Below are 13,252 nucleotides of genomic sequence, written 5' to 3'. Positions count from 1 at the left end.
TCACCACCGTGCCATGGCCGCTCGCCCCTCAGAGCAAGCCCCGTTCTCTCTCCAAAACTTTTTGCAGAACCTTCAGCACACTATCTGCAACGGGCTGACTCGCAACGCTGTCACCGACGTCTCGCGTGCTTCCGGCCCGCAGCTACGGCCATCTGGGCCGTTTCGCCGAAGCCCGCGCGGCATGGCAGGAGGCGCTTCGCGTCAATCCCGACTATTCGTTGGAATACCGTCGCAAAGTCTTGCCCTACAAGAACCGGTCGATTTCGAACACGTGGTGGATGGGCTCCGCAAGGGGCGGTGCGGTGCAATGACAGGTGAGGCCTATGCGGCCGGATCAGACGCCAGAGGCTCCCCGATAGATCGCCGTGGCTTGCGGTTGCGAATTAGGCTCAGGTCGGCTTGATCTCTGCCTGGCCGATCTTGCGCCATCTGGCGTTTTCGCGAACCAGTTTCAGGTCGTCGGTCGTCTCGGCAAATGTCCGCAATCGGTATTGCCGGAGCAGGTCCGGGAAGAGCGCTCCTTCCGGCAGGCCGGCAAGCTGCTCGCGGACTGAGATCTTTTCATCGATGACCCGCATGCCCCAGGCATTTTCCCGAACCTGCAGCTCCGCAGCCAGATCGCGCTCTTCCGGCGCGTTTTCGTCTAGCACGGCCAGAAGGATCGAGTGGAAAAGCGCTACATAGCCAATCTGTCTCAGGCCCCCCACGACCCGCACGCGCGGCAATATGGCAAGGACGAGGAACGTCAGGAACAAGTTCGGCAGCAGCACGCCGTCCAGCAGCGCCTGCCTGAGATACGGCCGCTCGAACGGGATGGAAAGACCTTGCGGCCTGTCGGGCTCGATCAGGTGCCCGTTCTCGAGAACGAGCTTGCGCACGCGCTCCTCGCGGATGCCCCAGAAATAGTCCGTGGCATTGGGCAGGAATCTGCCAAATGGGCTCGATGCGGCCTCTTGCCAGGCATGTTCGAGACGCTGGCGTCTTGCGGGTTCAATGAGCAGCCTGGAAAGAAGGCTGCCGTCATATTCCAGATGCCGCGCCATGGCAGCCGCGGCGGCCCGATCATCGATGAAAACCGGCAGGGCCATGCCGGCACGATCCCAATTGGCGACCATATCCTGGTTCAGGGCAGTCAGCGCATCGGCGGCGGTTTCAAACACCTTGTCCTGGCTGGCAAGCAGTGTGCCCAGCCAGCGGCTGGCATCCGTTTCATCGCCCACCGCTTCGAGCGCGCGCTTGTTGAGGGAGACGGGACCGGCCACGCAGGCGCTTTTGCGGCACAGTTTGTGGCGCCCCATGCCAAACAGGTTGACCTTGTCGTCGCCGACATCGAGCCATCCCGGCCCCTCCCGGCCAACTGTCTCCATGGTCATCGTCGTTCCCATGAAGCCGACGAAGGCCGACAGCCCGTTTTCGACTGCGCCGAGCCAGGCAAGCAGGAGGGCATCGAAGGTGATCCGGTCCATCAGAAGCAGGCAGTGCAGGCCGGACTGAATCACCGGTCTGTGCTCGAACTCGTCGAGGGCTTTGCCGATCTCGTCAGGCTGCATGATCATACCGAGGCGCTGATGCAGGACTTCGCGCAGGATCGAGCGGGCAGCGATCGCCGGGCCCGATGCAGGCCTTGCCACCGGCCGCCAAAGATGGCGGGCGTAGTCGGAAACCGGTGCATTCCAGTTCTGCTCGATGTCGCGCACGACCTCCGGGCAGAGCAGCGACAGCACAGTCAGAATTTCCACCGGAGGCGTAGGGGTAGGGGAAGGGGTAGGATCAAAGACGGCGGTCATTGGTCCCGTCTAGCCGCTTGCGGTGCAAACGCCAAGCGAGACCAGACTTGCTGGATGCGGCCGGCCCACACATAGATCGTCAACTCGATTAAGATGGCGTGAGACGAAATGGCCGTATCCTACGCAGCTCTCCATGAGCAATCACCTGTTCGCTCGGCACGAATTGTCAGACTGGCTAAACAGCTAACGCCAAACAGCGGATCTTAGAACCGCAGCCGGGCCATGCTCAGGAGGTCGTGGTACTGCCCGTCGGTAAAGCCGGCCTTCACATGCCGGCCTTCGACCTCAAAGCCGTGGCTTTTGTAGAGACGGAGAGCCGCTTCGTTGTCGGCATAGACGGTCAATTCGACCCGCTTCAGGGCGCGCCAGTTGTCGGCCACGTCAAGCAGCGCGCCAAGTATGGCAGAGCCGATACCTTTGCCGACAAAGGCATCGTCAAGGCCAATATTGATCTCGCCGATATGCGAACGGCGCGGTGAACCCTGCACGACCAGGCTGCCATGGCCGACGACCTTGCCGTCCAGCTCGGCAACGATCCAGGTGGTTTCCTGGCCGGACTTGGCAATGCGCCGCGCCACCTGCTCCACCATCTCGAAAGGCATCCTGAGCGTGCCCCAGCGGAAGCCCGGCATGTTGAAGATAGCGCAAAGCGCCTCCGCATCGCTTGGCCGGACGGACCGCAGCAGCGGCTCGATTTTCTCGGAGGGTGGCGAGGTCGTGCTGGTCATGGCGTTCCCGGCGAAGGCAATCGGCCCGGTACGATGCACCGGACGCCACCTGAAAATCCAGCCGTCTCTGACCTATGATGCCGATTGCGAGCTAAAAATACCGGGAGGCAGCGTAGAGTTTGAAGACGCCGCTGATGCCTATCCAGCCGAAAAAGGCGAGCCAGCACAATGTCACGGTCGCCGTCCAGTCGATCCGGTGCACCGCAGCGTTGGTGATGACGACGCCGAGGATGGCAAGCAGGCCAACCAGAAACTGCGCCAACCCGAGCACCAGCAGTTCCTCGCGCGGCGCGCTTCTCCAGACGAGATATATACCGCCCGCACCGGCGAGGAAGATGGCGCTGTAGACCTGAGCGTGGAAGGCATCGATCGGCCATGGCCAGATGCCACTGAATGTCAGGGGAAACAGCAACAGGCCGACGCCATAGAGCCCAAGGATCGCGGATTCCGCCGGCATGTAGCCGCGCCATGCGGGATTTAAGGTCACGCCTTTTGCAGAAGGACGGGCCCTGGCCCGCCACAGGGACAGCCCGGATACCGCGACCGAAGCAAGATAGACCAAAAACCACAGCCAGGGCGCTTTGCGCTCGAAGTTGAAATAGCCGAGATTGATGAACGAAGCCACCGACACGATGACGGTGAAGATGAAGGCCATGACGAGCACGAGCCTGCCGGGCGACCAGCGATTCCAGACCAGCAGCGCCGCCATCACGACCATTTCGGCGGTGTAGAAGCCACCGAGGAAGCGCGCATTGAACGGCGTGACGGCCCAAGGCCAGCCCGGTTTCACCAGCGCAGGCATGAAAAACAGGCCGGCGCCTACGATCAGGACGATGATGACCACCGCAGAAAAAAGGCGCAGGGCCGCGGGAAATGGCGGATTGTCGGATGTCGGCATGGGAGAAAATCCCAAAGATGAATGCGCCATGGACCATCATAGTGCTGCTTGCGGCCGGTTAAAATCCGCCGAATGGAAATTGAACGGTCACCAGGCTATCCATTCGAATGGCCGTACGGTCCGTTTCGAAGTAAGATGGAGCACTCGGACCAAAGACCGGTCCGGTCAAAACGCCTCGGGGTGCATTTTCCGGAGCCTGCACGATGAACGAAGCTCAGGATCTGTTCTCACTTCTGCGACAATCGGCCGATGTCGATCCGCAGGCGATCGACGCGATCAAGCGAACCATCGCGGAGGGCGAGGACCGCGAACTTTGCCGCATCAATGCGCCAGCCTTCGCCAGCAAGCATGGCCTCGACGAGGAGCGCGCAATAAGCGCCTTTCTCCATGCGGCGCGGGTGGGCATCTTCGACATTTCCTGGAATGTTCTGTGCCCCGGCTGCGGCGGCGTGCTCGACACCAACGCCACGCTGAAAACCCTGCAAAAGGACGAATACACCTGCGCGCTGTGCTCCGAGGGCTATTCACCGACCCTCGACGAGATGGTCGAGGTGACATTCACCGTCAGTCCCCGCGTGCGCAGGATTGCCGCCCACAATCCACACGAACTGCCGGTGGCGGAATATTTCCGCCAAATCTACTGGGCGTCCGGCGTCGATCTGCCGGAAGAGGATTTCGCGAAAAAGCTGGAAGCGTTCTCGCTGGAGGATATCGAGCTTGCGCCCGGTGAAAAGGCGGTTCTGCCCATACAGCTTCCGTCCGAATTCATCATCGTCTTCGAGCCGGTCACCCATTCAGCGCAGTTCATCGACGGGAAGGGCGAACCAACAAAGGAGCGCCGGAGCCTCTCTTTGGCCTTCGACCGCGACCATGTCCAGAACCAGACGCTGGAGATGCAGCCCGGCCCGTTGCGCATTTCGCTGGAAAACCGGACTGACACCCGCGTGCTGCCGACGGTCTTCATCGCCGGCCAGGCATTGCATGATTTCCTGGGAAAACGCCGGCCCTTCCTGACCGCCAAGCGCCTGCTCACCAACCAGACGTTCCGCGATCTCTATCGCACGGATACACTCGACATCAACCAGCGCCTGAAGATCACCAGCCTGACGTTCCTGTTCACCGACCTGCGCGGATCGACCGAGCTTTACGAGCGGGTGGGCGACCTTTCAGCCTTCGATCTCGTGCGCGAGCATTTCCAGGTTCTGCACGAGATCGTCACGGCGGAGGCAGGCGCGGTGGTGAAGACGATCGGTGATGCGGTGATGGCGACCTTCGCGACGCCTGATCGTGCGATAGCTGCAGCCCTCAGGATGCGCGATGCCATGCGTACGCTCAACGACAAGAGCGGGCGCGAGGATCTGCTGCTCAAGATCGGAGTCCATGCCGGCCCCTGCATCGCCGTGTCTATGAATGAGCGACAGGACTATTTCGGCCAGACGGTCAACATTGCTTCGCGGGTCCAGAACCTTGCCAACGCACAGGCGATCTTCGCCACTCGAGCGGTGGTCGACGACAATCTCACCGCCGATCTCTTGCACAGGAACGCGCTGACGCCCGTGCCCCACGAGGTCTCGCTGCGCGGCATTGACCGGGAGATAGCAGTATACACGATCCCCTGAAGGCTTGGCCCCTGAAGATTTGGCTCGTCCCGGCCCCTCACACGCGCCTACAGATAAAATAACGATCGGCGGGAACCGAAGGTGGCGGCGGGAGGCGTTGCAACTGCGGGTGATCGAGCGGCGTGCCGCTGACCGCGATGCCGCCGACGCGAAGCAGGCGCGCGGTCAGATCGGGAAGCCAGGTAGAGGTCACTGCATCGCGATCTTCATAGCCGGTGCCGATGTCGGCATGAACAAGAGCGGCGTCGATGCCAATGAACCTGCTCGCCGTCTCGCGTATTTCGCCGAGCACGAGGTTTTCAGCTTCGGGAATTGAGCTGGCGTGTGCGGCAAGTGCGCGGTCGAACGCTACGATCCGGCGTCCGGGCAGGCGCTCGCGCAGATGGTGGAACGTCCGGCCATTGCCGAGGCCGAGCTCGAGCACGGGCCCCTCCATCTTCGCCACCTCGGCGCAGACATGATCAAGTATGTCGCGCTGTGCGGTCATCCTCCGGATGAAACTGTCAAGGCGACTCATGTGCGATTGTATGTCCAGAACCAGTTCACGAAATCAACTGCCCCCCGACCAGAGCGTTTCGCGGCTGAAACCCGAGGCCGACGTGTTAAACCCCGATCGAGTCTTGCCGCGTGTAGACGCGGACGATGAACACTGCAACAAGCGAACAGTTGCCGACAAGGATCATACCGGGTGGAGTCGGCGGCACTGCGCGCGGCGGAATAGCGCTGTCACTTGTAGGGGTCCGCGGCGTCCCGCAACCCGTCGCCGAGGAAGTTGAACGCCAAGATGACGAGAACGACGGGAAGCATCGGCAAAAGCAGCCATGGATAGAACGCGATCACGCTGACGCTGCGCGCCTCGGTGAGCAGGATGCCCCAGCTGGTTATCGGCGCCCTCAGGCCGAGCCCGAGGAAGCTCAGCGCCGTCTCGCCCAGGATCATGCCGGGTATGGAGATCGTCGCCGTCGCGATCAGATGCGACATGAAGCCGGGAATGAGATGCCGCCCGATGATGCGGCTGCTTCTGGCGCCCATCAATTGCGCGGCCAGAACATAATCCTCCTCGCGCAAGGCTAGAAGCTTTGAACGCACGGCCCGCGCCAGTCCGGTCCAGTCGAGCAGCCCGAGGATGACGGTGATGCCGAAATAGATCAGGATCGGACTCCAGGTTATCGGCATGATCGCCGCCAGAGCCAGCCATAGCGGAATGCTGGGGATCGATTGCAGAACTTCGATTATCCGTTGGACGATCAGGTCGAAGATACCGCCGTGATAGCCGGCCAGTCCGCCGATGACAATGCCGAGCAGGAAGCTGAAACTGATGCCGACGAGGCCGATTGTCAGTGAAATACGTGCGCCATAGATGATGCGCGAGAGCACATCGCGCCCCAGCCTGTCAGTGCCGGCCAGAAAGAGTTGGCCGTTTTCGGCAGGGCAGACAAAATGCCTGTCGCCTTCGATAAGGCCCCAGAACCGGTAACTGTCGCCCTTGCAGAAGAAACGGATCCGCTGAACATCATCCTGTTTCTCGACGTAGTTCCGCTTGAGCGTGTCCATATCCAGCGTCATCTGGCGGCCATAGACGAACGGCCCGACGAACTCGCCGTTGTGGAACAGGTGCACCCGCTGCGGCGGTGAATAGATGTAGTCCATGTTGCGCGTGTGCAGATCGTAGGGCGCCAGGAACTCGCAGATCAGTATCCCGAAATAAAGCGCTGCCAGGAATATGCCGGATACAAGGGCAAGCCGGTGCCGACGGAATTTCCACCACATCAGCCGCAACTGCGACGCCTGAAAGACCTTCTCCTGCTCCGGCGTCATCGCCTCGACCGACTGCAGGTCAAAGGGCTCGATGGAAACGTAGTGTTGCAGTGGGGCACCCGGAGCGGGCAGCGGCGATTGCGTGTTCATTTGGTGCTGCCGCCTTGCAAACGAATTCGCGGATCAAGTAGCGCCAGCGCCAGGTCGGAAATCAGGACGCCGATGACTGTCAGGAAGGCGAGGAACATCAGGAACGACCCTGCGAGATACATGTCCTGGCTTTGCAGCGCCTTGATCAGCATCGGCCCGGTCGTTTCCAAAGACAGCACGATCGCCGTGATTTCGGCACCGGAGATGATGGCCGGCAGGATAGAGCCGATATCCGAAATGAAGAAATTGAGCGCCATGCGCAGCGGATATTTGACCAGCGCCCTGAAGGGATGAAGGCCTTTGGCGTGCGCGGTCACGACATATTGCTTATGTAGCTCATCGAGCAGATTGGCGCGCAGCCGCCGGATCATGCTTGCCGTGCCCCCGGTTCCGATGATCAAGACCGGAATCCAGAGATGGGCGAGGATCGATTTCGCCTTGGCCCAGCTCATCGGCTCGCCGAGATATTGCTGGTCCATGAGATGGCCGATAGACGTGCCGAACCAGATGTTGGCGAAATACATCAGGATCAGCGCCAGCATGAAGTTCGGAATCGCAAGGCCGAGAAGGCCGAAGAAAGTCAGGCCGTAGTCGCCCCAGCTGTATTGATGCGTGGCGGAGTACATGCCGATCGGAAAGGCGATGAGCCAGGTAAAGATGATCGTGACGAAGGAAACCAGCACCGTCAGCCACATTCGGTCCCCGACGACGTCGCGAACCGGCAGCTCATATTCGAAGGAATAGCCGAAATCGCCGTGCAGCATCCCGCCGACCCAGTAGAAGTAGCGAATGACCGGTGGCTTGTCGAAACCATATTCCTTGCGCATCATCTCGATGCGATCGGAATCCACCGCTTCGCCCTGAGCCCGAAGCTCGGCAACATAGCTGTCGAAATAGTCGCCTGGGGGAAGTTCGATGATCGTGAACACCAGTGCCGATATGACCAGCAGCGTTGGAACCATCACGGCGATACGCCAGACAAAATATCGAAGCACGCTCAGGACTCTCCAAGCCAGAATGTATCCGGCATATAGACACCGAAATAGGCGGTCGGGTCGTAGCCGTAGAGCGCCTTGTCAGGCAGATTGCGCAGCCGCGAGGATGCCAGAATCGGCTGATGCGTTCCGTTTACCGTGCCGATCGAAAACACCTGATCGGTATAGATCGACAGCATTGAATTCCAGATCTCGGCGCGCTCCGTGGCTTCGGTCGATGCGTTCCAGCGCTTGAGTAAAGCCATCAACTCGACCACGGGCGGAAGATCGGGCGCTTCGCCGACCTTGCCACGGGACAAGTAGTGAGCACCCCAGAGCGGCCATTGCAGCTGGTCATCAACGGTGGGGGCGAGTTGGTAGGGGTTCATGTCGGCGGTCGGCACGCCATTGTCGATGCCCGACCACATCGACATCATGATCTGGCCACCAAGCGCGCGGCTGCGGAAGATGTCGCGCTGCGAAGTCCGGATGAACAGGGCGATGCCGATCTTGCGCCAGTGATCGGTGATGAGCTCGAGCGCGTCGGTTTCCAGCGTGCTTTCGCCGGCCGTTTCCACTACGAGCTGCGCCGGGCGTCCGTCGGGGAGTATCCGCAGGCCGTCATCGTCACGCGCCTGAAGCCCGACCTCGTCGAGCAGGGCATTGGCCTGGTCGGGATCATGGGCGACCCAGGCTTTCGCGAATTCCGGCCGGTAGAGCGGGCTCTCCGGCAGGACCGTATCGGCACTTTCCTGCGCCAATCCGTAGAACACAGCCAAATTGATCTCGCGCCTGTTCACAGCGAGCGAAAGTGCGCGGCGCACGCGCACGTCACGAAAAAGGCCACGCCACACCTGGTCGGCACAATTCAGATTGGGCAGCAGCGCCAGCCGCGAACCTTGTGTGCGTTTCCAGAGATGCATCTTCACCGGGTAGCGCTTCTCCGCATCCTTCAGGAAGGAGTAATCGGTGAAGTCAATTCCCATGCCTTGCAGGTCGCTCTCGCCCGCACCGGTCTTGGCGGAAATGATCGCCGACGAGCTGACATTCATGACAATCCGGTCGACATAGGGCAGTTGCCGGCCATTCTCGTCTATTCGATGAAAGAACGGGTTCCGCTCGAAGACGAACTGCTCAGCCGGCGGCTTGGTCCGGTTCTGCCAGGGATCGAGCGTCGGCAGTTCCGGGTTCTCCGGGCGATACTGCCGCGACATGCGGATATGCAAGAGAGTCCATTTCTGGGCCCGGTTCTCCTTCATTAGGCCGGCGAGCCGGAATGGATCTTGGTATTTCTTGTGGAACTGCTTGAGATAGGCGGCCGGCAGAACAAGCGATAGGGGCGAAGCAGCGGCGAGCTTGGGCAGGAAGTCGGGATTGGGCGCATCCCAACTATAGCGGACCGTCAACGGATCGACGATCTCGAAGCGTGGCGGCTTGCCGTCCGCCAGCAGGGCCGGGGCGAGCCCGCCTTGCGAAAGCTCATCGTTCAGCCAGACATCTTCCCAGCAATAGCGAAAATCCTCCGACGTCAGCAGGCTACCGTCAGACCATTTATGTCCTTCTCGTATCTTGAAAGTGAAGACACGATCATCCGCTACATCGAAACTTTCGAGAATGTCGGCTTGCAGGTTAAGCTTTTCGTCATAGCCGACCAGGCGAGCGTACCCGTAGATTGTCATCATCCGGATGTCTTTCTGGCTGCCGATGATCGTGCGCAGCGTGCCGCCATATTGGCCGGGCTGCCGGCCCATCGCGGCGAGATTCAACGCGCGAGGGCGCTTGGGCAGGCGTTCGGCGAGTGCCGGCAGCGCTCTGGCCTTCAGCTGCGGCTCAAGAAATTCCGGCTCCAGATCGCCGGCGCGCAACGTGCCCGGCAGAAATGCCGAAGCCATGAGTCCAAGGACGGTGCGCCGGCTGATCAATGGCGTAGCTCGCTGAAATCGGCCGAACGTCGGGCCAGCACGAGGTGGCCGCCGCCAAGATCGAGCGGCGACAGCATATCCTCGTCGCCCTCGTCGCGGAATTGCGGTCCCCATGCGCTGGTGTCGGAAGCGCCGCTGAGTTTCAGCGTCTTGAAATCCATCGGCCTGTCGAGATCGGGGAAAGGTACTGCGGCGACCAGTGAGCGCGTGTAGGGGTGGACCGGTTTCCTAAGCAGAATTTCGCGCGGCGCGAGCTCGACGATACGCCCGCCGCACATCACCGCGATACGGTCTGCCATGTAGTCCACCACCGCGAGGTTGTGGGATATGAACAGGTAGGTCAGGCCCAGTTCCTTCTGCAGGTCCTTCAGAAGGTTCAGGATCTGCGCCTGGACAGAGACATCGAGTGCCGAAACCGGCTCGTCGCAGATCAGGAGTTCAGGCCCCAGCGCCAACGCGCGCGCGATGCCGATACGCTGACGCTGCCCGCCGGAGAAACTATGCGGATAACGCTTTATGAAGCGCGGGTCGAGCCCGATTGCCTGCATCAGGCTCTTGACCGTGGCGAGTCGGGACGCGGCATTGCCACGTCGATGGATTTCCAGCGGCTCGCTCAAAATGTTCTCCACCGTCATGCGGGGTGAAAGCGACGAAACCGGATCCTGGAATACCATCTGGATTTTCGCGCGCAGCATGCGCAGGGCGTCTCCCTCGGCTTCCAAGACGTCGATCGGACCATCGCGGCCATTGAAGATCACAGAGCCGCCGCTAGGGGTGACAGCCCGCATGAGGATCTTGCTGACGGTGGTTTTGCCGGAGCCGCTTTCGCCGACAAGACCCAGGCACTCACCCCGCCTGATATCAAAGCTCACGCCGTCCACGGCGCGAACAGAGGTTTGATGATCTCCGCCGAACCATCCGGACTTGCGGATCGTGAAGGTCTTTGTCAGATCCCTGACCGACAGCAGGATGTCGTCCGGCCCCTTCGATGCCGGCGCCGTCTGCTTGCCGAGCAGGTTCCCGACATTCACCGGCACCTCGCGGAGCGCCTTTAGCCTTTCGCCGGGCTTCAGGTCGAAATGCGGAACGGCTGCCATCAGGCCCTTCAGGTAAGGGTGGCCCGGCCGGCGGAATATCGCCTCCACAGGTCCCGCTTCCATGATCTCGCCATGGTACATGACCACCACCTCGTCGGCGACGTTGGCGACTACGCCAAGGTCGTGCGTGATCAGCAGCATCGCCATGTTCAGCTTCGTCTGAAGCTCGCGCAGCAATTGCAGGATTTGCGCCTGGATGGTGACGTCCAACGCCGTCGTCGGCTCGTCGGCGATCAACAGCGCGGGCCGGCAGATAAGCGCCATGGCGATCATGGCGCGTTGACGCAATCCTCCCGAAAGTTCAAAGGGATACATGTCATAGGCGCGCTTGGGGTTGGGAAAGCCGACAAGTCCGAGCATTTCCTTGGTCCGCGCCTTGCGCTCCACCCAAGCCATGGGCGTATGAATCTGCAGGGATTCGCTCACCTGATTGCCGATCGTATGCAGCGGCGACAGTGATGTCATCGGCTCCTGAAATATTTTGCCGATGCGGCTGCCTCTCAACGCCCGGATTTCGGGTCCGTCACGCGGCATCTGCAGGATATCCTGCGTCGTGCCGGGCTTTTCAGGATCGGAAAACAGGATACGCCCGCGAACATGGGCTGTGTTCGGCAAAATGCCCATCACTGCCTGGCTGAGAACCGATTTTCCGGAACCGGACTCGCCCACAAGCGCGGTAACCTTGCCGGGCAGGACGCGAAGATTTGCACGCCTCACGGCATGCAACGGTCCCCCTATAATGGCAAAAGAGATGCCAACATCCTCGATCCGCAGCAGATCAACGCCCAAATTCATTCTCACACCAGCCCCCACTCTGGCAGGTCCAGAAGGCGAGACTATCGCATTGCCAGCCTAGAGCAACTTGGATTCGAACAGTCGCCAGCTCCCTGGCGGAACCGGCGACCGGACTGCATACCAAACGCGTTCGGATCAGATCGTGGCGGTTACTGGAGCTTCCTCGGGTCGCCCGCGGACGGCCGCGCGGCATTGCGATGAAGCAGCATGACCTGCTCGGCGTCCGATATTCGGTCGTAAATCGGCTCCAGCGCACCGTCTTCGTCGAGCGAGAGAGTACCCGACAAATCGGGTGAAAGCACCGTTAGCTTCTGCCTGATGCCCGCCAGTTCCTCCATGCCGAGCGCCAGCCAGTTGTTGGCGCCGCAATAGCCGGCGAAGTCTTTGCTGGCGAGAACGCTGTGCGGATATTTCTTGGTCAGGGTCTGGAGACGCTGGACCTCGTTTACAGCCGAGCCGAAGACAGAGAATGTGAGCCGGTCGGTAAGCCCGACATTGCCGAACATCACATTGCCGACATGCAGGCCGATACCATAGTTTATGTCGCTCAATCCCTGCTGCTTTCTGCGCAGATTGAGATCCATCATGCGCGCGGTGGCCTTGTGCGCTGCTGCAAGAGCAGCCTGGCAGGCGATCTCGGACTGTGAACGGTGCCTTGCGCAAGGGTAGACGGCAATGAAGCCATCACCTATGAAACTCATGATCTGCCCGCCCTTGCGATTGAAAGGTGCAGCAGCGGCGTCGAAAAACTGGTTCAGCGTATCGATATAGACTTCGCGGCCGGAGGTTTCGGCAAGTCTTGACGACCCGCGCATGTCGCCCATGACCAGTGCCGCCCGGATTGTATCACCCTCGCCGCGCTTGATCTGGCCGTCGAGCACGCGCCTGCCGGCGTCGCCGCCGAGATAAGTGGTCATCATGTTGTCGGCAAGCTTGGTGAGCACCGCCATCTTGGTTGCGATAGCGAGATGGTTCTGGATGCGCAGCAGCGCCGAAATCATGCTGTCGCTGAAGCCTGCAGCACTGTCGGTGGACCAAGACCCGATCATGCCCTGACTGGTGTTGCCGCTGAAGGGATGGACGAAAGCCATGTAATCGGTGACGCCCATCAGCTTGAGGTCATCGAAAACAGGAAATTCCGACGGCACCGACGGGTCGAGCCGGCGCCGCAGATGGTCGAGCTTGTGGCTGAGCAGATGGTAGTATGGGCTGGTCAGGAATCTGTCGGAATGAACGCCGTTCTCCTTGCGGAAGCCTTCCACTTCCAGGCCCTGGCCGCGGAGCCAGGTGAAGCCGAGCGCGTCATAAAGCGGATGAAGCATCGAAAAGCTCAAATGCACCCGCTTCAACGGCAGGCCGGCAGCAGCCAGCCGTTCACAAAAGCCCCTTACCAATGTTTCCAGGTCGTCGCCCGCCAACGCCGATTGGGTCAGCCAATCGGCAACCTTATCCATGAGAATGGCTGAAATTTCTGCTTGCGCTGTGCTCATGCTATCTCGAAATCTCCTTGCACAAATTCGCCGG

The 13,252-nt window shown here is 60.6% G+C and carries 10 protein-coding genes and 1 pseudogene; 2 read left to right on the top strand and 9 right to left on the bottom strand.

What is annotated here, in order from left to right; translation table 11 throughout:
• Positions 1-94: 94 nt before the first annotated feature.
• Positions 95-292 (top strand): annotated as a pseudogene (locus NKJ20_RS27030) (tetratricopeptide repeat protein); the annotation flags it as partial.
• Between the two features lie 97 nt (positions 293-389).
• Here the strand turns inward: NKJ20_RS27030 and NKJ20_RS27025 are convergent.
• From NKJ20_RS27025 to NKJ20_RS27015, 3 genes are all read right to left on the bottom strand, one after another.
• Positions 390-1,787 (bottom strand): hypothetical protein, encoded by a 1,398-nt coding sequence (locus NKJ20_RS27025; protein ID WP_352748259.1) that lies wholly within the window; start codon positions 1,785-1,787, stop codon positions 390-392.
• A 203-nt stretch (positions 1,788-1,990) separates the two neighbouring features.
• On the bottom strand, positions 1,991-2,515 hold the full coding sequence (locus tag NKJ20_RS27020) for a GNAT family N-acetyltransferase (RefSeq protein WP_352450247.1): 525 nt from the start codon (positions 2,513-2,515) through the stop codon (positions 1,991-1,993).
• 91 nt (positions 2,516-2,606) lie between these two features.
• Entirely contained in the window at positions 2,607-3,413 is an 807-nt protein-coding gene (locus tag NKJ20_RS27015; RefSeq protein ID WP_352748257.1) for a hypothetical protein, read from the bottom strand.
• Between the two features lie 203 nt (positions 3,414-3,616).
• On the opposite strand from NKJ20_RS27015, the gene NKJ20_RS27010 reads away from it, so the two are divergent.
• Complete coding sequence (locus tag NKJ20_RS27010) at positions 3,617-5,032, top strand: adenylate/guanylate cyclase domain-containing protein (protein WP_352457161.1); 1,416 nt, start codon at positions 3,617-3,619, stop codon at positions 5,030-5,032.
• Between the two features lie 37 nt (positions 5,033-5,069).
• On the opposite strand, the gene NKJ20_RS27005 is transcribed toward NKJ20_RS27010, so the two are convergent.
• The 6 genes from NKJ20_RS27005 to NKJ20_RS26980 form a co-directional block, all read right to left on the bottom strand.
• Positions 5,070-5,549, bottom strand: coding sequence for a class I SAM-dependent methyltransferase (locus NKJ20_RS27005; protein WP_352457162.1), 480 nt, complete (start codon positions 5,547-5,549; stop codon positions 5,070-5,072).
• 209 nt (positions 5,550-5,758) lie between these two features.
• Positions 5,759-6,940: an ABC transporter permease gene (locus NKJ20_RS27000; protein WP_352450251.1), complete on the bottom strand. Its 1,182-nt coding sequence runs from the start codon at positions 6,938-6,940 to the stop codon at positions 5,759-5,761.
• Positions 6,937-7,935, bottom strand: a complete 999-nt coding sequence (locus NKJ20_RS26995; RefSeq protein ID WP_023675966.1) for an ABC transporter permease — start codon at positions 7,933-7,935, stop codon at positions 6,937-6,939. Before NKJ20_RS26995 ends, NKJ20_RS27000 begins: the two co-directional genes overlap by 4 nt.
• Before the next feature lie 2 nt (positions 7,936-7,937).
• Positions 7,938-9,836, bottom strand: coding sequence for an ABC transporter substrate-binding protein (locus NKJ20_RS26990; RefSeq protein WP_352450252.1), 1,899 nt, complete (start codon positions 9,834-9,836; stop codon positions 7,938-7,940).
• A complete protein-coding gene (locus NKJ20_RS26985) occupies positions 9,833-11,728 on the bottom strand; it encodes an ABC transporter ATP-binding protein (RefSeq protein WP_352450253.1) in 1,896 nt (631 codons plus the stop codon). The genes NKJ20_RS26990 and NKJ20_RS26985 overlap by 4 nt, the downstream gene beginning before the upstream one ends.
• Positions 11,729-11,877: 149 nt before the next feature.
• Positions 11,878-13,218 (bottom strand): adenylate/guanylate cyclase domain-containing protein, encoded by a 1,341-nt coding sequence (locus NKJ20_RS26980; protein WP_352450254.1) that lies wholly within the window; start codon positions 13,216-13,218, stop codon positions 11,878-11,880.
• Positions 13,219-13,252 lie beyond the last annotated feature (34 nt).

Origin of the sequence: Mesorhizobium sp. M0185, assembly GCF_040322175.1 — a bacterium.
GTDB lineage: Bacteria > Pseudomonadota > Alphaproteobacteria > Rhizobiales > Rhizobiaceae > Mesorhizobium.
Note: the sequence above shows the minus strand (reverse complement) of the source record. Positions and strands in the feature narration are given on the sequence as shown.

What these genes read in the sequence shown, in the direction of transcription:
- NKJ20_RS26985 (WP_352450253.1), bottom strand. Translation starts at nt 11,728, where the DNA reads ATGAATTTGGGCGTTGATCTGCTGCGGATCGAGGATGTTGGCATCTCT.
- NKJ20_RS27000 (WP_352450251.1), bottom strand. Translation starts at nt 6,940, where the DNA reads ATGAACACGCAATCGCCGCTGCCCGCTCCGGGTGCCCCACTGCAACAC.
- NKJ20_RS27015 (WP_352748257.1), bottom strand. Translation starts at nt 3,413, where the DNA reads ATGCCGACATCCGACAATCCGCCATTTCCCGCGGCCCTGCGCCTTTTT.
- NKJ20_RS27005 (WP_352457162.1), bottom strand. Translation starts at nt 5,549, where the DNA reads ATGAGTCGCCTTGACAGTTTCATCCGGAGGATGACCGCACAGCGCGAC.
- NKJ20_RS27010 (WP_352457161.1), top strand. Translation starts at nt 3,617, where the DNA reads ATGAACGAAGCTCAGGATCTGTTCTCACTTCTGCGACAATCGGCCGAT.
- NKJ20_RS27020 (WP_352450247.1), bottom strand. Translation starts at nt 2,515, where the DNA reads ATGACCAGCACGACCTCGCCACCCTCCGAGAAAATCGAGCCGCTGCTG.
- NKJ20_RS26980 (WP_352450254.1), bottom strand. Translation starts at nt 13,218, where the DNA reads ATGAGCACAGCGCAAGCAGAAATTTCAGCCATTCTCATGGATAAGGTT.
- NKJ20_RS27025 (WP_352748259.1), bottom strand. Translation starts at nt 1,787, where the DNA reads ATGACCGCCGTCTTTGATCCTACCCCTTCCCCTACCCCTACGCCTCCG.